Annotated in this window: 22 protein-coding genes; 10 read left to right on the forward strand and 12 right to left on the reverse strand. The window is 73.2% G+C overall.

Translation table 11 applies throughout. The annotated features are described in order from the left end of the window. Positions 1 to 23: 23 nt before the first annotated feature. From ACFQUZ_RS31535 to ACFQUZ_RS31555, 5 genes are all read right to left on the reverse strand, one after another. Entirely contained in the window at positions 24 to 779 is a 756-nt protein-coding gene (locus ACFQUZ_RS31535; protein WP_377448810.1) for a hypothetical protein, read from the reverse strand. Between the two features lie 80 nt (positions 780 to 859). Further along, the gene (locus tag ACFQUZ_RS31540; protein ID WP_377448812.1) at positions 860 to 2,656 is read right to left on the reverse strand and encodes a sulfatase; all 1,797 of its coding nucleotides are present in this window, start codon (positions 2,654 to 2,656) and stop codon (positions 860 to 862) included. A 187-nt stretch (positions 2,657 to 2,843) separates the two neighbouring features. Continuing rightward, positions 2,844 to 3,341 (reverse strand): DUF6624 domain-containing protein, encoded by a 498-nt coding sequence (locus ACFQUZ_RS31545; RefSeq protein ID WP_377448813.1) that lies wholly within the window; start codon positions 3,339 to 3,341, stop codon positions 2,844 to 2,846. A 150-nt stretch (positions 3,342 to 3,491) separates the two neighbouring features. Then, positions 3,492 to 3,977 carry a GNAT family N-acetyltransferase gene (locus tag ACFQUZ_RS31550; protein WP_377448815.1) on the reverse strand — a complete coding sequence of 162 codons (486 nt, stop codon included), beginning with the start codon at positions 3,975 to 3,977 and terminating at the stop codon, positions 3,492 to 3,494. 10 nt (positions 3,978 to 3,987) lie between these two features. Continuing rightward, a complete protein-coding gene (locus ACFQUZ_RS31555) occupies positions 3,988 to 4,188 on the reverse strand; it encodes a hypothetical protein (protein ID WP_377448817.1) in 201 nt (66 codons plus the stop codon). An 85-nt stretch (positions 4,189 to 4,273) separates the two neighbouring features. Between ACFQUZ_RS31555 and ACFQUZ_RS31560 the strand changes: the two genes are divergently transcribed. Together ACFQUZ_RS31560 and ACFQUZ_RS31565 are read left to right on the forward strand one after the other, a co-directional pair. After that, complete coding sequence (locus tag ACFQUZ_RS31560; protein WP_377448819.1) at positions 4,274 to 4,993, forward strand: alpha/beta fold hydrolase; 720 nt, start codon at positions 4,274 to 4,276, stop codon at positions 4,991 to 4,993. A gap of 44 nt (positions 4,994 to 5,037) precedes the next feature. Further along, on the forward strand, positions 5,038 to 6,753 hold the full coding sequence (locus tag ACFQUZ_RS31565; protein WP_377448821.1) for a phospholipid carrier-dependent glycosyltransferase: 1,716 nt from the start codon (positions 5,038 to 5,040) through the stop codon (positions 6,751 to 6,753). Positions 6,754 to 6,825: 72 nt separating this feature from the next. On the opposite strand, the gene ACFQUZ_RS31570 is transcribed toward ACFQUZ_RS31565, so the two are convergent. The 7 genes from ACFQUZ_RS31570 to ACFQUZ_RS31600 form a co-directional block, all read right to left on the reverse strand. Further along, positions 6,826 to 9,834 (reverse strand): glycoside hydrolase family 3 C-terminal domain-containing protein, encoded by a 3,009-nt coding sequence (locus ACFQUZ_RS31570; RefSeq protein WP_377448823.1) that lies wholly within the window; start codon positions 9,832 to 9,834, stop codon positions 6,826 to 6,828. A 331-nt stretch (positions 9,835 to 10,165) separates the two neighbouring features. After that, positions 10,166 to 11,278 carry an XdhC family protein gene (locus ACFQUZ_RS31575; RefSeq protein ID WP_377448825.1) on the reverse strand — a complete coding sequence of 371 codons (1,113 nt, stop codon included), beginning with the start codon at positions 11,276 to 11,278 and terminating at the stop codon, positions 10,166 to 10,168. After that, on the reverse strand, positions 11,266 to 12,441 hold the full coding sequence (locus ACFQUZ_RS31580; RefSeq protein ID WP_377448827.1) for a VWA domain-containing protein: 1,176 nt from the start codon (positions 12,439 to 12,441) through the stop codon (positions 11,266 to 11,268). The genes ACFQUZ_RS31575 and ACFQUZ_RS31580 overlap by 13 nt, the downstream gene beginning before the upstream one ends. Next, on the reverse strand, positions 12,438 to 13,316 hold the full coding sequence (locus ACFQUZ_RS31585) for an AAA family ATPase (RefSeq protein WP_377448829.1): 879 nt from the start codon (positions 13,314 to 13,316) through the stop codon (positions 12,438 to 12,440). Before ACFQUZ_RS31585 ends, ACFQUZ_RS31580 begins: the two co-directional genes overlap by 4 nt. Before the next feature lie 53 nt (positions 13,317 to 13,369). Further along, positions 13,370 to 13,993 carry an NTP transferase domain-containing protein gene (locus ACFQUZ_RS31590; protein ID WP_377448831.1) on the reverse strand — a complete coding sequence of 208 codons (624 nt, stop codon included), beginning with the start codon at positions 13,991 to 13,993 and terminating at the stop codon, positions 13,370 to 13,372. A 23-nt stretch (positions 13,994 to 14,016) separates the two neighbouring features. Beyond that, entirely contained in the window at positions 14,017 to 14,856 is an 840-nt protein-coding gene (locus ACFQUZ_RS31595) for an SDR family NAD(P)-dependent oxidoreductase (RefSeq protein ID WP_377448833.1), read from the reverse strand. Then, the gene (locus ACFQUZ_RS31600) at positions 14,853 to 15,254 is read right to left on the reverse strand and encodes a hypothetical protein (protein WP_377448835.1); all 402 of its coding nucleotides are present in this window, start codon (positions 15,252 to 15,254) and stop codon (positions 14,853 to 14,855) included. The genes ACFQUZ_RS31595 and ACFQUZ_RS31600 overlap by 4 nt, the downstream gene beginning before the upstream one ends. Before the next feature lie 166 nt (positions 15,255 to 15,420). On the opposite strand from ACFQUZ_RS31600, the gene ACFQUZ_RS31605 reads away from it, so the two are divergent. The 8 genes from ACFQUZ_RS31605 to ACFQUZ_RS31640 are packed head-to-tail and all read left to right on the forward strand — an operon-like array spanning position 15,421 to position 24,421. Next, positions 15,421 to 16,437, forward strand: a complete 1,017-nt coding sequence (locus tag ACFQUZ_RS31605) for an FAD binding domain-containing protein (protein WP_377448837.1) — start codon at positions 15,421 to 15,423, stop codon at positions 16,435 to 16,437. Continuing rightward, the gene (locus ACFQUZ_RS31610) at positions 16,434 to 17,000 is read left to right on the forward strand and encodes a (2Fe-2S)-binding protein (protein WP_377448839.1); all 567 of its coding nucleotides are present in this window, start codon (positions 16,434 to 16,436) and stop codon (positions 16,998 to 17,000) included. Before ACFQUZ_RS31605 ends, ACFQUZ_RS31610 begins: the two co-directional genes overlap by 4 nt. Then, positions 16,993 to 19,293: a xanthine dehydrogenase family protein molybdopterin-binding subunit gene (locus ACFQUZ_RS31615; protein WP_377448841.1), complete on the forward strand. Its 2,301-nt coding sequence runs from the start codon at positions 16,993 to 16,995 to the stop codon at positions 19,291 to 19,293. The genes ACFQUZ_RS31610 and ACFQUZ_RS31615 overlap by 8 nt, the downstream gene beginning before the upstream one ends. Then, positions 19,290 to 20,405 (forward strand): DUF917 domain-containing protein, encoded by a 1,116-nt coding sequence (locus tag ACFQUZ_RS31620; protein WP_377448843.1) that lies wholly within the window; start codon positions 19,290 to 19,292, stop codon positions 20,403 to 20,405. The genes ACFQUZ_RS31615 and ACFQUZ_RS31620 overlap by 4 nt, the downstream gene beginning before the upstream one ends. Before the next feature lie 2 nt (positions 20,406 to 20,407). After that, positions 20,408 to 21,958 (forward strand): hydantoinase/oxoprolinase N-terminal domain-containing protein, encoded by a 1,551-nt coding sequence (locus tag ACFQUZ_RS31625; RefSeq protein ID WP_377448851.1) that lies wholly within the window; start codon positions 20,408 to 20,410, stop codon positions 21,956 to 21,958. Next, a complete protein-coding gene (locus tag ACFQUZ_RS31630; protein ID WP_377448845.1) occupies positions 21,955 to 23,019 on the forward strand; it encodes a sugar kinase in 1,065 nt (354 codons plus the stop codon). Before ACFQUZ_RS31625 ends, ACFQUZ_RS31630 begins: the two co-directional genes overlap by 4 nt. Further along, positions 23,003 to 23,401, forward strand: coding sequence for a nuclear transport factor 2 family protein (locus ACFQUZ_RS31635; protein ID WP_377448847.1), 399 nt, complete (start codon positions 23,003 to 23,005; stop codon positions 23,399 to 23,401). The genes ACFQUZ_RS31630 and ACFQUZ_RS31635 overlap by 17 nt, the downstream gene beginning before the upstream one ends. A 15-nt stretch (positions 23,402 to 23,416) precedes the next feature. Further along, the gene (locus ACFQUZ_RS31640) at positions 23,417 to 24,421 is read left to right on the forward strand and encodes an LLM class flavin-dependent oxidoreductase (RefSeq protein ID WP_377448849.1); all 1,005 of its coding nucleotides are present in this window, start codon (positions 23,417 to 23,419) and stop codon (positions 24,419 to 24,421) included. The last annotated feature ends 134 nt before the right edge of the window (positions 24,422 to 24,555 follow it).

Below are 24,555 nucleotides of genomic sequence, written 5' to 3' on the forward strand. Positions count from 1 at the left end.
GTGGGGGTGGGGTGGGGGTGGGGCTATGGGCGGGGGTGGGCGAGGCGGCCGGTGAGGTCACGGCTGGCCAGCAGCCAGGAGATCCCGAAGGCCCAGACGGAGACCACCTCGCCGGCGTACAGCGGGGTGATCCTCCAGAGTTCGAGGTCGAGCAGTTCGCCGGCGACGACCCCGACGACCGCGACCACGATGATCCCGCTACAGATCCGCTGTACGACGGCGATCCCGCGGGCCCGGTGCCGGGCGGCGTCGCGGGCGAACAGGGACGAGATGCGGGCCAGGCTGAGGATGAAGATCGCCGCGCAGGCGAAATGGAGAGTCGCCGTGGTCTCCTCGCCGAACTGCTGCTGCGCGGGTGAACAGCCCGACGGCATCGGGGTGCTGCCGCAGCGGGCCGCGCCGTCCAGCAGGCCCGGCCGTTCGGTGGGCAGGAACGCCACGCCGAGGACGGCCACCCCGGCGATCAGGCTGTACCAGAACTCCCGCGTCCTCGGCTCCGCCGCCAGGTAGGTCGCCAGCAGGACACCCGTCACGGCCAGGGTGGCGACGAACAGGTCCCGCATCGACGAGTGGTAGTAGGCGCTGAGCGATCCCCGGACCCGCACACCACCCCGGAGGACCAGCCACTCCCCCATGATCATGATGACCGGCAGGAGGATCCCGAACACCCCGACCACCATGCGGAGCACCAGGTACGACCGGACGTACCGGACCGCCCAGTCGTCGCCGTCGGTCAGTTCCCGACGAGGGAAGGCCGTACCCGTGGCTGACGTGTCCATGGTGCCTCCAGTTGCCAGCAACCTCAGCGTATGGGCAGGTCAGGAGGCACAGCGGCGGCTTGTCCGAGATCTGCTAGCGGCTACCCCGGGGGCGCCGCGCGGACGGGCTGGGGCGTCGACCCGAACGTGGTCAGGAACCGGTCCCGGAAGGCATCCATCCGCCACACCGGGGCGTCGGGACCGGGTCGCAGGCCGTCGTGCCAGTTCCAACCCGAGACGCGGTCGAGTACGCCCCGGTCCCGGGTGACGATGGTGATCGGTACGTCCCGGCTGGCACCCCTGCCGGTGATCACCGGAGCGGGCTGGTGATCACCGACAACGACCAGTACCAGTCTGTCGTCGCCGTACCTCTCGACGTAGGAGATGAGCGATTCCAGGCTGTATTCGATGGACTCCCGGTAGTCGGCCCGAATCTGGGCGTTGCTCCGCCAGGCGTCGTCCTCCTTGGCACCGGCCGCCGCGACCGTGCGGAGGACGGAACCGTCGCCGAGTTGGTCCCACCCGACGAGCCGCGGCCGCGGTGTCCACGGCGCGTGGCTGGACACCAGCACCATCTGCGACATCAGCGGTCCCCGGTCAGCACGTCCGCGCTCCAGCCGTTCGAACGCTCCCAGCGTGTACTGGTCCGGCACCGAGGCGAAGCCGAACCGCGGGCCGCGGTAGCCGAGGTGACGCGAGTCGTACACCCGGTCCATGCCGTAGATGGCCCCCTCCGGCCAGTCGTAGTTGTGGCCCGGCTCCACCCCCACCGTCCGCCACTCGGCGCGCCGGAAGGCGGTGCCCAGGGTCATCCGGTCGCCGGCGAGCAGGGTCCGGTATCGCTGCTGGTTGTTGACCCACAACCCGGAGGCCAGCGTGGCGTGCGCCAGCCAACTGTTCCCGCCCGCGGTCGGCGAGGTCAGGTAGGCGCTGCGGGCGGCGAATCCGTCCTCCGCGAGACGCCTGGTTCCGGCGTCGAGCACCGCACCGACCTGCGGCGCGAACTCCGGATCCGCCACCGCGTCCCGCCCGTAGCTTTCCACGAAAGAGATGATCACGTCTTTGCCGCGCAGCGCCGTCAACATCTCGTCACCGGGGGTGTCGCGGAACGCGTCGATCGCCGACGCCTCGGCGAACACCTCCTTGTCGTGGAGACTCCTCGGCACCTGGACCGCCCGGTAGACCGACTGGGCCGCCACCGGCACGTCCTTGACGATCTGCACGCCGAACGCGGCGCTGGCGAACCAGACGAGGGTCAGCGCCGCGACCGCGCGCCGGGCCGCGGTGTCGTGCCGGACCACCAGCCGGGTCAACCGCAGGAGCGACCAGATCATCAGCACCAGCACGGTGGCGGCGAGCAGCACGGCGCCGATGACCGCGGCGGTCGCGGTGCGACTGCCGTACGTGCTGGCGACGAACCTGGTGGCCTCGTCGCCGAGCACCCAGTCGATCGCCGGATCGAACGGCCGGGCCAGCACCTTGACGAAGCCCACGTCGATGATCTTCACGAGGGCCAGCAGGCCCAGGTAGGCACCGGCGAGCACCGCCGCCAGCCGGCGTAGCCGGGCCGGCAGGACGAGCAGGAGCGCGACGCCGAGCAGCGCCTCCGCGGGGATGCGCAGAAAGGACGTCGGCGTGAGCAGTCCGGCGTCGGTCGGGGCGATGAGCGTCGCCAGGACGAGCAGCGCAGCCAGAGTGGTGGCCAGCGCGGCGGCGATCCGGCGTACCGGGAAGCCACGGCGGGTCCGCCCGGTCTCCGCCGGGTCGGTGCCGGTTCCGGTCGGGTCGGTGCCGGTTCCGGTCGGGTCGGTGCCGGTTCCGGTCGGGTCGGTGCCGGCCCGCTCGGCACGATTGCGGTCGGCGGCGCGGGCGCCGCGGATCCGGGTGAGCAACGACAAGCCGGTGGTCCTTTCCGGGTACGAGATTGTGTCCGCACCTGAGTACGCGTATTGGAACGGTCCGGTTCGAACCCGGCGGGGCATGCGACATGGTCCACTCGATGTGCGGCATGTCGGGGAGTCGCGGACTCGCCGACATGCCGCACATCGAGTGGACCACACTCCCAGCCAGCTCCTGCGCCCTGGCCTATCGCGGTGCGTGCGTCGCCACGTGGGCCGCGAACGGGTCGAGCCCCACCTCGGCCCGCATCTCGTCCACCCGGTCCGGCTCCACGGACGGCCAGGGCACGGGCGCGCCGTCCCGGAGTCCGGCGATCTGCGATCCGTAGATCTGCGGTCGACCCTCGTTGACCAGGGTCCGGTCGCGCAGCATGGCGAGCTGTCCGGGGTCGGCGTCGCCAGCCGCCACGGCTGCCGCCATGAGCCGCACCGCCCGACGTTGGACGTCGAGTTGACGGTCGGCGTGCTGGGCGATCAGCCAGGCCCGACGCGCCCCCTCCGCACCGACCAGCGAGACGCCGGGCCAACCGTGCTCGTCCATGATCTCGGCAAGCCGATCGGCGTTGCGCGTCGTCACCCGCCGGTGCGCCAACTGCGCCGGATAGTCGTCACCGAACGCGCCGCCCTGAAGCCGCTTGTCCTCGTCGGTCAGCTCGATCAGTTCCGCCGCCAACCGGTGTCTCATGCCGTTCTCGTCACCCATATCGGTCCCCCTTCGCGCCGGTCCTTCCGGCTGGCTCAGGCTAGCCAGCATGACCGCGTCGAAGATCATCTTTTGCGACGATGCGCCGGCCACGATACGGATGGCAGAATTAATCTTGGGCCGGTTCCGCTGTCAGAGTTCGCGGTACATGATGTGCAGGCCGACCCGGCCCAACGTCGGGTGGGCGAACGCCCCGGGCACCGTCCCGACGATTTCGAAGCCCAGCCTCCGGTACAACTCGACCGCCGCGCGGTTCGCCTCGGCCACGGCGTTGAACTGCATTCCGGCGTACCCCGCGCGGCGAGCCCAGTCCAGGGCGTCCCGGCACAGGGCGGTGCCCACGCCCCGGCCCCGCGCGTCGGCGGCGACCATGAAACTCGCCGTGGAGACATGCGAACCGGGGCCGGGGCGGTTGGTCCCCATCTTCGCCGTACCGAGCACCCGATCCCCGTCGACCACCACGACCGTGCGACCCGGTGGGGCTTCCACCCACATGGCGCGGGCCTGCTCCTCGGACATCGTCGGGTCGTACGTGAAGGTTTCCCCGGCTCGAACGACCTCGGAGATGATCGGCCAGACTCCCGGCCAGTACCCGTCGGCGAATTCTCTGATCAACACGGCGGGCAGGCTACCCGGCGGGCTCGTCCTCGCGCGCCAGCCCGGCGAAGATCGCGCCGGCCACCAGCGCGGCTACGGCCAGCGTGCCGTACCAGAGCCAGAAGCCGTCGAGCCAGCTCCGCGCCACCAGCCAGCCCAGGCCGCCGACGACGAGCCCGGCGGACAACCCGCTCGCCAGGGCGACAGCCAGCCGGGTTGGCCGGCGCGCCACCGATCATGAAGACGGCGCCGCGCCGGGGCGGCCCTCGCCTTGCCGGCGGCTGGCACCGCGCGGCGGATCGGGGGACACTGCGGGCATGGTCGACGGGGTACGGCTTCTGTTGCTGCACGGCATGGGGGCATCAGCCGCGGTGTGGCGACCCGCCGAACCGGTGCTGAACCGGGAGTGGGGCGACCGGTGGCTGGCCACCGACCTCGCCGGACACGGCGACGCCGCGCCGCTTCCGGCGTACACCCTCGATGCCTTCGCCACCCAGGTGGCGGCCGCGGTGGATCCCCAAGATCGACTGGTCGTACTCGGCCATTCACTCGGTGGTGCGGTGGGGTTGGCCCTCGCCGCCCGACCCGATCCGCGGGTCGAGGCAGTGGTCGGGCTGGGCATCAAGGCGGTGTGGTCGCCCGCCGAGTTGGCCAAGTCCCGCGAGTTGGCTGCCCGCCCGGTGAGCTGGTACGCCGACCGGGCCGAGGCGGCCCGCCGATACCTGCGTGTCGCCGGTCTTACCGGGCTGGTCGAGCCGGACGATCCGATCGTGGACGCCGGGCTCCGCCAGGAGGACGGCCGGTGGCGGTTGGCGATGGACCCGGGCGCCTTCGGCGTCGGCGCACCGGACCTGGCGGCGCTGCTGGCCGGAATCCGCGTCCCGGTGGTGCTGGCCCGGGGCGAGCATGATCCGATGGTGTCGGACGCCCAGCTCGCGGAGTACGGCCGGCCCGTGCGGGCCCTGCCCGGCCTGGGACACAACGCCCACGTCGAGGATCCGGTGGCCGCGCTCCAGCTTGTCGACCGCTTTCGCTGACACCGATCGGAACGTGGCCCGACGCTGGTGGCACTCTCGTACGGATGCACACCGCCGATCCGCGCGCCTTCGCCCACGGCACCGTCGCGCCCGACCGGAACCCGCGCCAGCCGGCGACCGTACCGGGCCGTCGGGGCCATCGGTGGACCTTCGCGCTCGCGGTGGTCGCCCTCCTCGGTCAGATGGCGGTCGCCATGGTCACCGCGGCCGTGCAGCAGACCCCGACCATCGACGAGCCCGTGTACGTCGGCGCCGCGGCGGTCCAGCTGCGCGAACACAGCCTGCGCTACAACGCCGAGCACCCGCCGCTCGGCAAGCTGATCATCCAGACCGGGCTGACCTTCACCGGGGTACGCCCCGACCCCGGCTTCGTCGGAGACCAGCAGTCGCTCGGCCGGCACGTGCTGTACGACCAGGGCGAGGACGCGGCCCGGGTGCTGTTCCTGGCCCGGTTGCCGATGATCGTGCTGACCCTGCTGTTCGGCCTGGTGGTGCTGGCCTTCGCCGGTGACCTCACGCGCTCCCTGGACGACCGGTTGAGCCGCTGGGGCGGCCTGCTGGCGCTCGCCCTGTACGCCTTCTCCCCCGACGTCATCGCACACGGTTCGCTGGCCACCCTGGACGTTCCGGCGGCCGGATTCGTGCTGACGGCGGCCTGGCTGCTGTGGCGGGCCCGCGAGCGTCCGCGCCGTTACCTGCCGCTGGCCGGGCTGGCGCTCGGCGCGGCGCTGGCGACGAAGATGAGCAGCCTGGCGGTGGTCCCGGTGCTGCTGTCGTTGGCGGTGCTGAGTGTGTGGACCTCAACCGGTGCTTCGGGGCACCGCGCGGCGGGACGGCGGTTGGGGCTCGGGGTGGCGGCGGCGGCCGAGGTGGGACTGGTCGCGGTCGCCACCGTGTGGGCCGCCTACCTCGCCGTCGACCCGCGGCTGCGCTGGACGACGCCCGACTCGCTGCCGGCCGTGCACGGCCTGCGCGCGCTCGTGGACTGGTTGCCGTTCCCGCGGCCGTACCGGGACGGGATGCGGGTCCAGTTCCAGTTCGAGGACGCCACCTGGGGTGGTTTCCTGTTCGGCCGGAACTATGTCGGCTCGCGGTGGTACTACCTGCCGGCCGCGCTGCTGGTGAAGACGCCGCTGGGCATGCTCCTCCTGTGGGCGGCGGGCGCCCTGGCCGTGTTGGTCCGACCCCGGCCGCGGGTCGCCGCGCCGTACCTGCTCGTCCCGCCGGCCGTGCTGCTGGCCGCCGCCGCCACGGGGTCCCGGGACTTCGGCACCCGGTACGTCATCTTCCTACCGATGTTCCTCGCCGTCGCGGCGGCCGCGGTGCTCGCCTGGCGGCACCGGTGGATCGGCGCCGCGGCGGGCGTCCTGGTCCTCCTCGTGGCGGTCAGCTCGCTCCGCGCGTACCCCTACTACCTGCCGTATTCCAACGAGGCGTTCGGCGGGCCGGCACAGACCCACCGGCACCTGCACGATTCGAATGTCGACTGGGGGCAGGACCTGGGCCGGCTCGCCGACCGGCTGCGGGAGCGGTATCCGGGCGAGCGGATCTGGCTGGTGTACAAGGGCAGCGGCGACCCGGCCTACTACGGCATCGAGTCGACCGACCCGCGCCCCGTGCCGCCGGACCAGGTCCACGGCCTGCTGGTGGTGTCGAACAGCTCCGTCGCCCGGGCCGATCGCCGGCTTGCCGTGCTGCTCGACGGCAGCACGCCGATCGACTCGGTCGGCCACTCCATCACCATCTTCCGCCGGCCCTGACGGGCTCCGGGGTGCGGACGGGTACGGGCGCCCACCCGGCCCGTCGTGCTGGTTGGGCCGGGCGGGCACGCATCAACGGATGGCGAACTCGGCCAGCCGCAGCGGCGATCGGAACACCAGGTACACGTCGTGTACGCCGGTCACCCGGCCCAGCGTCACGCTGGTGTCGACGTACCGGTAGTCGTCACCGGTGCTGGGCACGGTGGCGGTGCCGAGCAGCCGGCCGGTCGGGGAACCCGACCGGATCTCGATCGATCCGCCGCCGGCGCTGCCCTTCGCGACCCTCGCGGTGAAGGTGCCTGCTCCCCGGCGCAGGTCGGACCGGTCGAACGAGATCCATTGGCCGGCCTCGACGGCGCCCACGGCGGTGCCCCGGGCCTTGCTCTCGTCGACCAGCCTGACCCCGGCGTACCTGTCGAAGTTCTCGGCCCTGGTGAGCCGGGACAGGTCGCGGGGCGGGATGGTCTCGCCGCGCACCCGGACCGCGGTCCGCTGCCGGATGTCCGCCGACGACGAGCCCACCATCAGGTCGTACGTCGAGTCCTCGACCACCCAGCGGTCCCGGGTGACGTCCCAGTGCGCCAGGTCCGCCGCCGGCAGTCGCATCGTTACGGGGCGGGTCTGCCCGGGGGCGAGTTCGACCCGCTCGAACGCCCGGAGCTGCTTGATCGCCGTCGCGTCGCGGGAGGTGCGCTGGTGCGTGTAGAGCTGCACCACCTCGGCTCCGGCCCGCCGGCCGGTGTTCGTCACGTCGACGGTCACCGCCACCGTGCCGTCGGCGCCGATGGTGCGGGCGTCGGTACGCAGGTTGGCGTACCGGAACCGGGTGTACGACAGCCCGTGGCCGAACGCGTAGAGCGGGTTGGCCCGGCTGTACTGGTACGTCTGCCGGGACGAGATGATGTCGTACTCCAACAGGTCGGGCGGTAGCTGGTCGGCCGACCGGTACCAGGTCTGGGTCAGCTTGCCGGACGGGTTGTGGTCACCGAACAGGACGTCGGCGACCGCGTTCCCGGTCTCGGCGCCGGCGTGCGTGGTCCAGATGATGGCCGGAACGTGCTCCTGCGCCCAGGTGATCGTGTCCGGATAGCTGGTCTGGAGCACCAGCACCGTGTTCGGGTTGGCCTTGGTCACGGCCTTCAGCAGGGCCTGCTGGCCGGCGCCGAGGTCCATCGAGGTGCGGTCGTGGGCCTCCCGCCCGTTGATGAACGGGTTGCTGCCCACGACGACCACCGCCGTGTCGGCGTCCTTCGCCGCCGCGACGGCTCGGTCGATCCCGCTGCTTACCAGTTCCCGGTCGAAACGGGTCGCCTCGGCCGCCGTGGTCGCGCCGAGCGCGAGGCTGCCGTCGTCTGCCACGGTGAGGTACCGGTTAGGGCCGAACCAGCTCTCCTTCGTCTCGTAGCCGGCGTAGCGGATCACCACGGTGCCGTCGGGCTGCGGCTCCAGCGCGAACTGCTGCTGCACGAACCAGCCGTTCGGCTGCTCGTCGCGGGTGATGAACGGTCCCCAGTTGTAGCCGAGGTAGCGCCCGTTGGCCGCGTTGCGCAGGGTCACCACGTTCTGGCCCCAGTCGACCGCGTCGAACTGAGCGGCCGGCGAGGCGGTCTCACCCGTGACGGCGACCGGGTCGGCGTCGGTGGTGCCGGTGGCCGTCAGGTAGCGGCCGGTGCTGGCGTCCCGCAGCCCGATCCGGTCGGCGCCCTCGCTGCCGGTGACGGTGGCCGCGCCGCCCAGCCGCTTCCGGATGCCGTCCAGCGTGGTCACCTCGTACGGCAGGTGGCCGCCGTACCAGTCGGTGTAGAGGGTGTCGGCGAGTGGGCCGACCACCGCGACCTTGCGGGTCTTCGCGGGGTTCAGCGGCAGCGCGTCGCGCGAGTTCTTCAGCAGCACGACCGCCTCGGCGGCGGCCTGCCGGGCCAACCGCTGGTGCTCCGGGGTGTTGATCACCTCGGGGCCGATCCCGCCGTACGGGCCGCCGCCCGGGTCGAACTCGCCGAGCCGGAACCGGACGCTCAGGATTTCCCGGATCCGCCGGTCGATGTCGGCCTCGGTCAGCAGGCCGGTGGTGAGCGCCTCCTTGATGGCGGTGATGGTGGGCTGCGCGTTGGTGTCGTCCACGGTGAAGCTGTTGATGCCCGCCTTGATGGTCGCGGCGTTGGCCTCCGCCTGGGTGGCGAAGTAGTCCTGCGAGCCGGTGAGGTTGTTCGGCGCCCACGCGTCGCTGACGTTCATCAGGGTCTTGTCGGTCCAGCTCCGGATCACCCCGTCGAGATCCGGGTCGACCGTCACCGGCCGGCCGTTGACCAGGTTGTACGACGCCATCACCCCGGTCGCCGCGTCGGCCGCGATGGCGGGTCTGAACGCCGCCCGGTCGTATTCGTTGAGCACCCGAGCCGGCACGTTCGAGGAGGTCACGTCGCGCCGGACCTCGTTGTTGTAGGCCAGCCAGTGCTTGAGGGTGGGCGCCGTCTTCAGGTGGTGCGGGTCGTCGCCGGACATGCCGCCGGCGTACGCCGTGGAGATCTCGCCGGTGAGCAGCGGGTCCTCGGAATAGCCCTCCTCGTTGCGGCCCCAGCGCGGATCCCGGAGCAGGTTCACCACCGGTGCCCACAGGTTGAGGCCCCACACCCGCGGGTTCTGCGCGTGATAGCCGCGCGCCTCGTCGCCGACCACCGAGCCAACCTGCTTGACCAGGTCGCGGTTCCAGGTGCTGGCGAGGCCGACGGGCTGCGGAAAGGACGTGCCGCTCGCGGTCACCACGGCGCCACCGTTGTCGATGTCGGTCGACCACGCCACCCCGTGTAGCGCCTCGGTGCCGGTTTTGAACAGGCCGATGCCGAGGCGCGGGACGGCCGGCTGGTACTGGTGCAGCCAGGAGATCTTCTCGTCGAGGGTGAGGCGCCCGACCAGGTCGTCGATGCGCGTGTCGAGGGGCAGGGACGGGTTCCGGAACGGGTGGGTCGGGTCGGCGAGCGCCGTGCCGGGGGTCGCCGGCACGGCCAGCAGCGCGAGCGCGAGCGCCGCGATACCGAGCCGGAGGCGTTTGCTGACACCGCGCCGGAGGCGCCTGTTCCGCATGGAATTCTCCTGTTCGTGAGCAGCGTCGGGCGCCGCCCGTCGCGGGCGGAAATGGCGTGAGGCAGGACCGCTTTATTAGCGGCCGGTCCTGCGTCGAATGTCATTCGACGACGGTCGGGCACGCTATGGTCGGCAGTCGTACGGCGGCTTCTCCAAGCGGTGCGAGGGCAGGAAAAAGCATTACAAGCGGCTCGACCCGGCATTATCGAAATGCCAGTCGAAACGCTTCGATTGACTGCCAACTATAGGCTCGCCACGATGTCCGGGCAACACCCATCAACCGGTTCAGTGATTTACCGGAGCCGATCCGGCAACCCGGGCGACCGGCCCCTCAGTCGTGGTGGATGCGTCCCGCCGTCGAGGACAGCCGTCGCCCCGAGCCGCCCCAGCGGGTCGCGATGATCTCGGCGGCGATGCTGATGGCGGTCTCCTCCGGCGTCCGGGCGCCGAGGTCGAGGCCGATCGGCGAGGAGAGCCGGACCAGCCGGTCCTCTGGTACGCCCGCCGCGCGCAACCTGGCCATCCGGTCATCGTGGGTGCGGCGCGAGCCCATGGCGCCCACGTACGCCAGCGGGTGGGCCAGCGCCAGCTCCAGCACCGGCACGTCGAACTTCGGGTCGTGGGTCAGCACGCAAACCACGGTCCGCTCGTCGATCCGGCCGGCCTCGATCTCGGCCGCCAGGTAGCGGTGCGGCCACTGCACCACCACGTCGTCGATGCCGGGGAACCGCCGGGCGGTGGCGAACACCGGTCGGGCGTCGCAGACGGTCACCCGGTAGCCGAGTTGCGTGCCAACCCGGGCCACCGACGCCGCGAAGTCGATCGCCCCGAACACGATCATGCGAGCCGGTGGGGTGTGACTCGACACGAACACCGCCAGGTCGTCGCCGCGGCGCTCCCCCGACGGCCCGTAGTGCACCAGCCCGGTGCGTCCCGCCGCGAGCAGTCCCCGGGCATCGTCGGTGACCGCGTCGTCCAGCCGCCGGCTGCCCAGGCTCCCGGTCCGCCGGTCCGGCCACAGCACCAGACGCCGACCGACCTGGTCCGGCCGGCCGGTCACGCAGGTGGCCACCGCGACCGGCGTACCGGTGGTCACCGCCGCGGCGACGGCGTCCAGCTCGGGGAAGGTCTGCCGGTCCACCCGCTCCACGAACACGTCGATGATGCCGCCGCAGGTCAACCCGACGGCGAGGGCGTCGTCGTCGCTGACCCCGTAGCGGACCCGCACCGGATCGGCGCCGTCGCGGGCCTGCTCGGCCAGGTCGTACACCGCGCCCTCCACGCAGCCGCCGGACACGCTGCCGATCGCGGCGCCATCGGGCCCGACCAACATCGCGGCGCCGGGCTGCCGGGGGGCGCTGCGCCAGGTGCCGACCACCGTCGCCATGCCCACCGCGGCCCCGGCCCGCCACCACTCGAGCAGGTCGCCCATCACCTCGCGCACGTCGGGTTCCCTTCGCCGAGCACCCGGACCAGTTCGGTGAGCGCGGCGACGCTGTGCCCGGCCACCAGCGCGTCCAGGTGCGGCACAACGGCGGCCAACCCGCCGGCGGTCGGCGCGAATCCCGGCCGGTCCCGGTGCGGCGTCACCCACACCAGCCGGTACGCGAGCCGCGACAACCGCGCCGTGGTCCACCCGAGCCGGTCCGGTGAGCCGCGTTCCCAACCATCGCTGAAGACCACCACGACGGCTCCCCGGGCGGTCCCCCGATGCCCGTACCGGGCCAGGAACACGCCCAGCCCGTCGCCGAGCCGGGTGCCACCGCGCCAGTCCGGGATCGCGGCTCCGGCGGCCCGCAGCGCGGCGGCCGGGTCGCGCAGCCGCAACGGACCGGTGAGCCGGGTCAGCCGGGTGCCGATGGAGAACACCTCGGTGTGGTGGGGGCGGCAGCGGACGGCGGCGTGCGCGAAGCGGAGCAGGGCGTCGGCGTACCGGGCCATCGAGCCGGAGACGTCGAGCAACAGCACCAGCCGGCGCGGCCGGACGGCCCGGTCCCGCCGGGCCGGCGGCGTCACCTCACCGCCGCGGCGCAGCGCCGCTGTCAGCGTCCGTCGCGGATCGGCCGCGCCGCGCCGCGCCGGCCGCCAGCGCCGACCCCGGCGGACCGGCCCGACCGGGGCCAGCAGGGCGAGCAGCGCGGCGACCTCCTCCCGTTCCGCGCCGGTGAGGTCGCCGAGGTCCCGGTGCCGCAGCAGTTCACCGCCGGAGGCGCTGGCCGCCACCTCGCCGAGGGCATCCCCTCCGGTCGGCTCCGGTTCCGGAGCGACCAGGCCGAACGGCACGGTGACCCGTACCGTCCCGGCCGGCACGGCGGGCCGCGACTCCGGCACGTCGATCGGCTCACCACCGAAGTGGGTGAGGAACACCGCGTCGTACGCGGCGAGATCGGCCGGGCAGCCGCAGAGGGTGAGCCGGCCCGCCCAGTACAGCCGGGCGACGCCCAGTTCGTCGACCGCGGTGAGCAGTGTGTGCACCCGATCCGGCGGCACCGACAGGCCCGCCGCCCGCAGCGCCGCCACGAAGTCCAGCAGGCCGGCCAGGGCACCGGCCGGGTCGGTGACGCTCGACGGCCCGCCGGCCCGCCCGGACTCGTCGTCGGCGCTCACGGTGGCCCTCCGACCAGGGCGTCCGGCGGCAGCTCGGCGACCAGGTCCAGATCCTCGCGAAGCTTCAACACCACCCCGAGGGTGTCGGCGACCCCCTGGCCGGTCAGCCCGGTGTGGCCCAGCGCGTCAAGCGCCGCCGCCCAGTCGATCGCCTCGGCCACGCCGGGCGGCTTCACCAGGTCCAACGCCCGGAGCCGGGCGGTCGCCTCCGCCACCTGGGTCACCAACCGCTCCGCCACGCCGGGCAGCCGCAGCCGGATGATCTCGATCTCCCGCCGCTGGTCCGGATGGGCGAGCCAGTGGTAGAGGCAGCGGCGCTTCAGCGCGTCGTGGACCTCGCGGGTGCGGTTGCTGGTCAGCACGACAAGCGGTGGCGTCGAGGCGGCGATCCGGCCCAGTTCCGGGATGCTGACGGCGAAGTCGGACAGCACCTCCAGCAGGTACGCCTCGAACTCGTCGTCGGCCCGGTCGATCTCGTCGATCAGCAGGACGCAGGGCGCCTCCTCGATCGCCCGCAGCAGCGGCCGGCGCAGCAGGAACCGGGGGTGGTAGAGGTCGGCCGCCGCGTCGGCCGCGCCCAGCTCGGCGGCCCGCAGGTGCAGCAGTTGCCGGGGGAAGTCCCACTCGTAGATGGCCTGCGCCGCGTCGATCCCCTCGTAGCACTGCAACCGGATCAGGGTGACGCCGGCCGCCTCCGCCAGCGCGGTCGCGAAGGCGGTCTTGCCGACACCGGCGTCCCCCTCCAGGAACACCGGCCGGCGCAGCCGCGTCGCGAGGAAGCCGGCGGTGGCCAGGCCGGAGTCGGCGAGGTAGCCGGCCCGCGCCAGGGCGGCGCGCAGCAGGTCGGGCGAGTCGAAAGGCCAGGGAGCCGTCACGCGCCCACTATCACGCGCGTCGGCTCGGTCGACCACCGAACGGGTCTGTCCGGTCATGACTGTCCGGTTCCGTCCGGGAGGTCAGCCGGGACGTCGACGTCGTGCCCGTCCGGGAGGTCCGCCGGGACGTCGACGTCGTGCCCGTCTGCGATGTCGTCGCAGGGCACCGCCAACACCTCGGCGGCGCGGTCGGCGAGATAGCCGCGGGCACCCATGTCGCCCGTGGCGGCGGCCACGACCCCGGGCCAGTGCGCCCGGCCGAGCAGCACCGGATGGCCGCGCCGGCCGCCGTACGTCGCGACGCGCAGTGCCAGGGGTTCCGGGTCGCTCGCGAGCCGGGCCACCGCCGGTGTGGTCACCCCCGGCATGTCGACAAGCAGGACCACGACCGCCGTCGCGTCCCCGTCGGCCAGCGCCTCGAGACCGGCGCGCAGCGACGAGCCCATCCCGGTCGGCCACCGCGGGTTGGCCACCAGCCGTGCCCCGCCGAGGTCGGCCCGGGCGCGCACCGCCTCCGCCGCGGCCCCGATCACCACGGCCACCGGCGCGCAGCCGGCCTCCCTGGCGGTCCGGACCGCCCGTTCCACAAGCAGTTCGCCGTCGAACCGGACAAGTGCCTTCGGCCCGCCGTACCGGCGGCCCGCCCCGGCCGCCAGCACGAGCGCCGCCGTGCTCATCCGCCCATCCCGTCAAACACCTCTCAGAACCGGTTGAACCGCCAGCCGCCGTCGAGCGGCAGCACGGCGCCGGTGAGCATGGCGAACGTCGGGTCGCACAGCAGCGCGACCACCTCGGCCACCTCGGCCCGGGTGACCAGTCTGCCCGCCGGGGTCCGGGCGACCGCCCGTTCGACGAAGGTCGGATCGATGGCCGCGACGTCGGCCGCGCTCTCGTCGATCTGCCCGGGGGCCACCGCGTTGACCGTGACGCCGGGGGCGGCCTCCAGGGCCAGCGCCTCCGTCAGGTGCAGCACCGCCGCCTTCGCCAGGCCGTAGATCGAGTGGTTGCGCAGGTACGCCGACCCGGCCGACACGTTGATCACCCGGCCCCAGCGCCGGTCGTTCATGCCGGGCAGGACCAGTTGGCAGGCGAGTTGGATCGCGGTGACGTTGCCGGACCAGACCGCCTGCCAGTCGGCGTGGTCCAGTTGGGTGAAGGGCACCATCGAGAACGGCCCGTAGTTGTTCACCAGGATGTCGACGCGCCCGTCGAGTTCCGTCATCGCCTCGGTGACCGCGGCCCGCGTACCGTCGGTGGTGGTCAGGTCGCCGCGCACCGCGAGGTGCCGTCCGGGATGCGCGGCGCCGAGGTGGCCCACCAGGTCGGCGGCCGCCGCCGAGGACTCGTGGTAGGTGATCGCCACGTCGGCGCCCGCGGCGGCGAGCACACCGGCGATTGTCGCCCCGAGGTTGCGCGACGCCCCGGTCACCAGGGCGTGCCGGCCGGCCAGCGGACGGCCGTCGGCTCGTGGGCCGGAGGCCGCCCGCCGATCGGTGTCGGCTTGTGGGCCGGAGGCCGCCAGCGGCGATCCGCCGGTCACCGGTCGCTCCGGGCGCCGTCGGCCCCGCCGCCGTCCGGCGGGAGGTCCAGGTAACCGCGCCCCTCGGTGATGCGTCCGGCTGCCAGCTCGATGACCAGCGTGACCGGGGTCGTCACGCCGCCGGGAACCGGGCGGGAGCCCAGTTCCACCACGGCAGTCGTCCCGTCCTCGGACACCACCAGGGCGTCCACCGCGTCGTCGACCGGTTCACCGGCCAGGAGGCCGCGCAGCGCGCGGTCCACGGACTCAGGGCCGTGGACCCAGTCCGGGTCGGCGGGCGACCACCAGCGCACCCGGGCATCACTCGCGTCCGCCACCACCCCGACCTCGTCGCCGAGCGCTGCCCGGACGGCTCGCCTCACCAGGTCCCGGGACCGCTGCCGTGCCTGTCCGTCCATCTCACCCCTTGTCGGGTCCGTGCCGGCCGGCGCCGCCCGCATCGCTTCGTGGGTCGTTCCGGGCCGCGTCCGTCGTCGTCTGGCGTCATCGTGACTGTTGTGTAATCTCACCAGCCATTGCTAGATTTCGCAACGACGTTGCATCCATCGCAACGAGGGAGAATCCATGCTGGTCGTGCAGGCGCACGCGGGGCGGCTCGGTACGGGGTGGCACGCACCGTACGCGTGGGATGACGCCGCGTCGTTGCTGGAACGGTACGGCCCGGAGGCGGCTCCCGCCGGCGGCGCCACGTACCTGATGTGGCGGGCGGCGCACGGCGAGCCCATGCCCCGCCAGGTGGTCAGCCTGCACCGCATCGAGGACGGGAAGCAGGTCGCGCCCGGATCGGTCGGTGCGCTTGTCACGCTCCGCGCCCTGGAACGGGCACCGGCCACCGGGGGCGACCGGGCGCTGAGCATGGCGGCGGCTGCGGCCGCCGGACCGGCGGTACGGACCGTGGCGACGCTCGGCGGAAATCTCGCCTCCGGCTTCCGGCAGGCGGACCTGGTGCCGGCGCTGCTGGCGATCGACGCGTCGGTGCACCTGCACGACGGCACCCGCCTGCCGGTGGCCGAGGTGGTGGCGCGCGGCACCGGCGGCCGGCTGATCACCAGGGTGACCCACGACCTGGCGGCCGAGCACGGCTGGAGCGGCGCCGCCGTCAAGCTGGCCCGGCGCGGCATGGACCTGTCCGTCGGACTGGCCGCGGTCGCCGTCCGGGTGAGCGACGGCATGATCCACGAAGCGCGGGTGGCGGTCGGGTCGCTGTACGGACGGCCCTGCCGGCTGACCACTGTGGAGCGGGCACTCGTCGGCGCGCCAGTGCCACCCGGTGAAAATTCGGCGTCGCTCGATGGGCACCCGGCACCACCCGACGGGCACTCGGCGGCGGCCGACTGGCGCGGCGCGGTCCGCGACGCCGTCAGCGAACTCGTCGCCCACGGACCAACGGACGTGACGGTGGACGCCGGATCGGACGAGGCCGCGCTGGCGCACGGGCCGATCAGCGGTTTCGTCTCCGACGCCGAGGCGAGCGCCGGCTACCGCGCCCGGATCGCCGGGCCGCTGGTCGAGCGGGCACTGGCCGTCGCGATCCGGTCCGGCCCGCACGGTCACACGGACCAGGAGGACGTTCGGCTATGAACCCGGAACATCCCACGTCACCGGCGCCGCGCGGCGTGAACCAGGCCGGCGCGGCCGGACCCGCTGGCGCGGCGCAGGCCGGCGAACCAGCGGTGCTGCGGCTCAACGGGCGCGCCGTCGCGGTCACCGCGTCACCGGTGACCCCGCTGCTGGACGTCCTGCGCGACGAGGTCGGCGACACCTCACCGAAACCCGGCTGCCGGGAGGGGCGGTGCGGCTCCTGCACGGTGCTGCTCGACGGCGCACCCGTCCTGTCCTGCCTGCTGCCGCTCGGTCGGGCGCTGGACGGGGAGGTCACCACAGTCGCCGGCGCCGACCGGGTGGACGCGCCACCACTACGCGAGGTCCGCGAGGCCTTCGCCCGGGCCGGCGCCGTCCAGTGTGGAATCTGCACCCCCGGGATGATCCTGGCCGGCGCCGCCGTGCTGGCGGAGCGACCGGACGCGTCCCGGCGGGAGATCAGGAGAGGACTGGTCAACAACATGTGTCGCTGTACCGGGTACACCAAGATCATCGACGCTCTGGAGTCGGTTGCCCGGCCCGCGGAGTCCGACCGTGGGTGAGGCCTTCCACCGCAGCGACGTCCGCGGCAAGGTGACCGGCCGCGCCGTCTACGGCGTGGACCTGACGGCACCGCACGCGCTTGTCGGCGGCGTGGTGCGGGCCCCCGTGCCGTGCGGCCGGATCACCCGACTGGACACCAGCGCCGCCGAGGCCATTCCCGGCGTCACCGTGCTCACCGCCCGCGACCTGCCGGTCCCCGCGTACGGCATGGTCATCGACGACCAACCGCCGCTCGCCGGTGACCGGGTCCGGTTCGCCGCCGAGCCGGTCGCGGTGGTCGCCGCCCCGGACGAGACGACGCTGCGGCGGGCCATCGACGCGGTCGTCGTCGAGGTGGCGGCGGAGCCGGGCGTGTTCGACCCGGAGTCCGCGCTGGAGGAGGGCAGCCCGCTTGTTCACCCCGGGCTCGCCGACTATCCGTCCACCTTCGACACCGAGCGGTCCGGCAACGTCAACGGGCGCAACGAGGTGACCGCGGGCGACGTCGACGCGGCGTTCGCGGCGGCGGCCACCGTGGTCGAGGGACTTTACGTCACCCCCCGCGTGCACCAGGGCTACATCGAACCCCGGGCCTGCCTCGCGGTCGTCGAACCGGACGGTGGGTTCCACGTCACGACCAGCACGCAGAACCCGTTCGGCGTACGGGCCACCCTGAGCAAGGTGCTCGGGCTCCCGGAATCCCGGGTGCGGGTCACCGCGTCCACAGTGGGTGGTGGATTCGGCGGGAAGCTGGACGTGACCCTGGAACACTTCGCCTGCCTGCTCGCCGAGGCCGCCGGACGGCCGGTCAAGATGGTCAGTTCCCGGGCCGAGGAGTTCGCCGCGGCGAACCCGCGGGAGAACTCCGTGGTGCGAATCCGCAGCGCGCTGGACGCGGACGGCCGCATCATCGGCCGGGAGGTGCGCTGCCTGCTCGACGCGGGCGCGTACGCCCACGACACGCCGTTCCTCGCCTCGGTGGCCTCGTTGCAGGCGACCGGCCCGTACCGCATCGACAACGTGCGCAGCACGGCGCTGTCGGTGTACACCAACACCCAGCCGACGGGCGCGTACCGGGGACCGTCGGGGCCGCAGATGGTGCTGGCGGTCGAGGCCCACATGGACGAGATCGCCCGTACCCTCGGCGTCGACCGGGTGGAGCTGCGCCGCCGGCACCTGTTCCGCGCCGGTGACGTCGCGCTCAACGGGCAGGTGATCGAGGCACCGAGCATCGCCGAATGCCTGGACCGGGCCGTCGAGGCCATCGGGTACGGCCGGCCCCTCCCGCCCGGGCACGGCATCGGCGTCGCCTGCGCCTGGTGGACCACCACGGCGGGACCGGCGGCGGCCACCGTACGGCTGGACAGCGACGGCACGGTGGCGATCGTGACCGGGGCGACCGAGATCGGTTCCGGTGCGCTGGCCACCGGGGTCGTGCACCTGGTCGCCGAGGCGCTGGGCGTCCCGCCGGACCGGGTGCGGCTGGCGTCGACCGGCGACACGGGCACCGGATCGTTCGACTTCGGCGCCCAGGGCAGCCGTACCACCTTCAATGTCGGCAATGCGGTCCTCGACGCCTGCGTGACCATCCGGCGCCAGATCGCGGCGGAGGCGTCCGAGCTGCTGGAGGTGGATCCGCAGGACGTGGACCTGGCCGACGGCGCGGCGCAGGTGCGTGGCACCCCCGGCGTGGGGGTGGGCCTCGCCGAGGTGGCCCGGTCGGCGCGGGACCGGACCGGCCCGATCCACGCCTCCGCCCGGTACGTGGCGCCACCCACCGCCTTCGACTCGCGGTGCGTCGGGCCGGGGCACTTCTATCCGGCGTTCAACTCGCCGAGCTTCCACTGCCACGCGGTGGAGGTGGCGGCCTGCCCGGACACCGGACGGGTGGAGATCGTGCGGTACGTGGCCGCCCAGGACGTCGGGCGGGCACTGGTCCCGCCCGCGATCGAGGGTCAGATCCAGGGCGGTGTGTTGCAGGGCATCGGGATGGCCCTGTACGAGCGGGAGGAACTGGTGGACGGCGAGGTGGCCAACCCGTCCTTCGACGGATACAAGATGCCGACCGCGACAGAGGCCCCGGACGTGGAGTGCCTGCTGGTGGAGAGCGCCTCGACGGACGGCCCGCACGGCGCGAAGGGCGTCGGCGAGCCACCGATCATCCTGCCGCCGGCCGCGGTGACGAACGCGGTGGCGGACGCCACCGGAGTCCGGATCACCGAGCTTCCGCTGACCCCCGACTGGTTGCTCGCCGCCTGGCGCCCCGTGCCCGGTCGGTCCACGGTGGACTCCCGGTCCGGAGCCGGCGCGTGACCGCCGGCGTACCCGAGCGGGTGGAACTGCTCGACGTGCAGACGATCCGCGACCTGGCCCTGGGTGCCACCCTGCTGGGCACCGGCGGGGGCGGTGACCCCCGGGTGGGCACGCTTATGGCACTGGCGGCGGTGCGCGAGCACGGCCCGGTGCGGTTGATCGGACCCGACGAGGTGGCCGACGACGGCCTGGTGGTCCCGGTGGCGATGATCGGCGCCCCGACGGTGATCCTGGAACGCATTCCCGGCGGCCACGAGCTGGACCTGGTGATGGCCGGCTTCGAGCGGCTGGTGTCCCAGCCGGTCACCGCGACCATGCCGATCGAGGCCGGCGGGATCAACTCGACAATCCCGATCGTGCTGGCTGCCCGGCGCGGCCTGCCGGTGGTGGACGCCGACGGGATGGGACGCGCCTTTCCCGAGGTGCAGATGGTCACCCTGGGCGCTGGGGGCGCGAAGTCGTGGCCGCTGGTGCTGGCCGACGAGTCCGGCGACGTGGTGACGCTTACCGCGGCGGCCGACAACGCGGCTTCCGAACGACTGGCGCGGGCGGTGGTGGTGGGGATGGGCGGTTCGGCCGTGGTGGCCCACTACGCGGTGGACGCGGCGCTGCTGCGCGAGTGGGCGGTGCGGCACAGTGTCAGCCTGGCGGTGACGATCGGCCGCACCCTGCGCCGCTGCCGGGCGGCCGGGCTGCCCGCCAGCGAGGCACTGCACGCGCTCGGCCCGGTGTGCGGTGCGCGGCGGCTGTTCACCGGAAAGATCGTCGACGTACGGCGCAGCACCGCCGCCGGTTTCGTCCGCGGCCAGCTCCGCCTGGTCGGGCTGGACGCCGACGCCGGCCAGCCCGCCGAGGTCGACTTCCAGAACGAGAACCTGGTGCTGCGGCGTGCCGACGAGGTGGTGGCGGCGGTGCCCGACCTGATCAGCGTCGTGGAGATGGACAGCGGCCAGCCGTTGACCACCGAGGGCATGCGGTTCGGGCTGCGCGTACACGTGGTGGGCATGCCGGCGTCGCCGCTGTGGTGGCGCCCGGAGGCGCTGCCACTTGTCGAACCGCGCGCCTTCGGTTACGACATCGATCCGGTCCGGCTGGAGGTGGCGGCGCGGTGAGCATGCGCATCGGCATCGACGTGGGCGGCACGAACACCGACGCCGTGCTGCTGGACGCGCACGGCGACATCGTGGCGTCCGTGAAGCGACCGACGTCCGACGACATCGAGACCGGGGTCGTGGCGGCCCTGCACGCGGTCCTCGACGGCCACGACCCGGGCACCGTGGAGCTGGCGATGCTCGGCACCACGCAGTGCACCAACGCCGTCGTGGAGCGGCGCGGCCTGCGCCGGGTCGGCGTGCTGCGGATCGGCGCGCCCGCCACGACGGCCGTACCGCCGCTGGCGGACTGGCCCGACGACCTGCGGGAGGCGGTCCTCGCCGACGCGCGGGTGATCCGGGGTGGTCACCACTACGACGGGCGGGAGATTAGCCCACTCGACCTGGATGCCGTACGGGCGGCGGCGCGGGACTGGGCCGGCCGGGTGGAGGCGGTCGCGGTCACCGGGGTCTTCTCCCCCGCGAACCCGGAGCACGAGAAGCGGGCCGCCGCGCTGCTCGCCGAACTGGTGACCGTTCCGGTTTCGGTGAGCCACGAGGTGGGCTCGATGGGATTGCTGGAGCGGGAGAACGCGACGGTGCTCAACGCCGCGCTGACCGGGGTGGCGCGGCGCGCCACCGGGGGTTTCGTGCGCGCGCTGGCCGCCGCCGGTGTTCCCGCGACCGGCTACCTGTCCCAGAACGACGGCACCCTGATGACGATGCGCCAGGCGGTCGACTATCCGGTCCGGACGGTGGCCTCCGGCCCCACCAACAGCCTGCGCGGCGGGGCGCTGCTGTCCGGCCGGCAGGACGCCGTGGTGATCGATGTCGGCGGCACCACCGCGGACTTCGGCGCGCTCGGTGGCGGCTTCCCGCGCGAGTCTGGGGTCGCCGTGGACGTCGGCGGCGTGGTGACCAACTTCCGGATGCCCGACCTGGTCTCCATCGGCATCGGCGGCGGCACCGTGGTGCGCGGCACCGGGCGGGACGCGCGGCTCGGCCCGGACAGCGTGGGACACGAGATCACCCACCGGGCGCTGTGCTTCGGCGGTGACACCTTGACTCTCACCGATGTCGCGGTGGCCGCCGGATTCGACCTGGGGGACGGGGCCGCGGTACGGGCCCGGTTGGATGGCGCGGCGGCCACCGCCACGCTGGAGGTCGCCGAGCACCAGCTCACCGTGGCGTTGGACCGGATCCGGACCAGCGCCGAACCGGTCACGGTGATCGCGGTCGGCGGGGGTTCGTTCCTGGTGCCGGACCGGCTGACCGGGGCGGCGGAGGTGCTGCGCCCGGCGCACCACGAGGTGGCCAACGCGGTCGGGGCGGCCATCGCCGAGGTCAGTGGCGAGGTGGACCGGGTTTTCCGGCTGGACGGCGCCGCCCGCGAGGAGGTCGTGGAACGGGCCCGCTCGCAGGCGCACGCGCGGGCCGTGGCGGCCGGGGCGGACCCGGACACGGTCCGGGAGATCGACTTCGAGGAGATCCAGCTCGCGTACCTGCCGGGCAACGCCGTCCGGATCCGGGCCCGGGCCGCCGGCCGGTTGCGCGGGACGGGAGGCCGCTCGTGACCGCCCCGCCCGGAATCGCCGCCGGTCGGGACGGCGTCGGTGACCCGTCCGCCGATCGACCCGGCGCCGGTGACCGGCCCGCTGAGGTGGTGGCGGTCGGCGAGGTGATGGGACTGCTCGACCCGGCGGGGGAAGGCCCGCTGGAGGACGCCGGCCGGCTGACACTGCGGATCGCCGGGGCGGAGGCGAACGTCCTTATAGGACTATCCAGGCTGGGCCACCGCACCCGCCTGATCTCCGCCGTGGGGACCGATCCGTTCGGACGCCTCATCGTGCGGACGCTGCGCCGCGAAGGCGTAGCCGTGGACCAGGTGTATCGGGACGCGTCGGCGCCCACCGGGGTCTTCTTCAAGGAGCGATACGCCGACGGGCACCGACGGGTCTACTACTACCGCACCGGCTCGGCCGCCGCCCGGCTGTCCCCCGACCACGCGGGGTTGGACCGGCTGGCCGCCCCGGCGGTGCTTGTCGTCTCCGGACTCTCGCTGGCCCTGGGTCGCCCGGACGGGCTGAGTTCGGTGGTACGCCAGGCGATCCGCCATTTCGCCGCCCGCGGCACCCGGGTCGTCTTCGACCCCAACGTGCGCTCCACCTTGTGGGACGGCGAGGTCGCCGCGAAGGACTTCGCGGAGCTGCTGCCGTACCTGCATGTCGTGCTCGCCGGTCGTGAGGAACTGGCCATCCTGGTGCCGGGCGCCACCCCGGACCAGGCCGCCCAGGCCCTGTGTGACGGCGGCCTGCGCGCGGTGGTCACCAAGGACGGCGCCCGGGGGGCGACGTTGCACGACCGCGACGGCGTCACCGCGGTCCCGCCCTTCCCGGTGGACCGCGCGGTGGATCCGGTGGGCGCTGGCGACGCGTTCGCCGCCGGGGTCGTGTGCGGGCTGCTGCGCGGGTGGCCGTTGCGGGACGCCGCCCGTCTCGGCGCGGTACTCGGCGCGGCGGCGGTCACCTCGACCGGGGACTGGGAGGCGATGCCGGTGGAGCCGGACCCGCTACGCCTGCTGCGACGGTACGAACGATTGATCGGCGACGGGAGGGGCGATGAGGTCGACGGATGAGGTGGCCCGGGCGTTGTACGCGGCGTTCCTGGGTGGTGACGCGGACGGGATGCTGGCGCTGATGCACGAGGACGTGCATGTCCGCTTTCTCGGCCAGGCCGAGTTGCGGGGCACCGACCAGGTGCGTGCCTTCATGGCGTTCGTCGGCGGGCTGCTTACCGACGTCCGGTTCGACCTGCGCCACCTGATCGTGGATGGCGACGTGGCGGCGGGTGTGTGGCGGGAAACCGCCCGCACCGCGGCTGGACTGCCGTGGGAGAACCACGGCGTGGACGTGCTGCACGTCCGCGACGGCTTGATCGTGGGGATGCACGAGAACAACGACGTCCGCCAGGTGCGCGCGCACCTGCCGGCGTACCGGCCGGGCACCGGGACCGGATGACGAGAAGGGTCACTCATGGTTGACAACGCGGATCGGTCCCCCGTCGGGCTGGTGCTCGGCAGCGAGATACCGCCGGAACGGATCGCCGGCATCGCGCGCACCGCGGAGGGGTCCGGCTTCGGTGAGCTGTGGCTCGCGGAGGACTGCTTCTTCACCGGTGGCATCTCGGGCGCGGCCATCGCGCTCGGGGCCACGGAGACCATCCCGATCGGGGTCGGTGTGGTGTCGGCGGTGACCCGGCACCCGGCGATCCTGGCCATGGAACTCGCCACCCTGGCACGCGCCTTTCCCGGCCGGCTGTACCCCGCCATCGGGCTCGGCGTACCGGCCTGGCTGGACCAGATGGGACTACGACCGACGGCGCCGCTCGCGGCGGTGCGCGGCTGCGTCACCGCCGTGCGGACCCTGCTGGACGGTGGCACCGTGGACCGCTCCGAGGGCCGGTTCACGTTCCGGGACGTCAGGCTGAGCCATCCGCCGCACGATCCGGTCCCGCTGCGGCTGGGCGTGGCCGGACCGAAGATGTTGCGGTTGTCCGGCGCGGTGGCCGACGGCACGCTGCTGTCCGTGCTGGCCTCCACGGAGTACGTCGGCTGGGCCCGGGACCAGGTTACCCGGGGCGCCACCGAGGCCGGACGGGATCCGTCGACGCACCGGCTGACCACGTTCGCCCTGTGTTCGGTGGATCGTGACGGTGCCCGCGCCCGGGCCGCCGCCCGTGACGCGGTCGCGTTCTACCTCGCCGCCGGCGGTGCGAACGCGTTGACCGACGCGTACGGGATCAGCGCGGAACTGACCCGCATGATCACCGCGGGCGGCGCCGACGAGGTGGCCCGCAGCATGCCGGACACCTGGGTACGGGATCTCGCGGTGGCCGGGGATCCGGACGAGTGCGCGACCCGGATCCGGGAGCTGCGCGCGGCCGGTTCCGACCGGGTGGCGCTGTTCCCCACCCCGCTGGAGCGCGCCGACGACATCGTGACGCTGCTCGGCGAACGGGTGCTGCCGGCCCTGCGCTGAAGGCGCCCGGATGTGGATCCCGGTTCCCGGAGACCGCGCTAGGCCGTGTGTCATAAGTGCCGCACGAGTCGTCGGAGCCAGATGTCGATCATGCTGATGGTGGCGGTGGCCTCGTACCGAACCGCGAGTTTGTC

The organism is Plantactinospora sp. GCM10030261 (assembly GCF_042666615.1).
In the GTDB taxonomy this organism is placed as follows: Bacteria; Actinomycetota; Actinomycetes; order Mycobacteriales; family Micromonosporaceae; genus KBS50.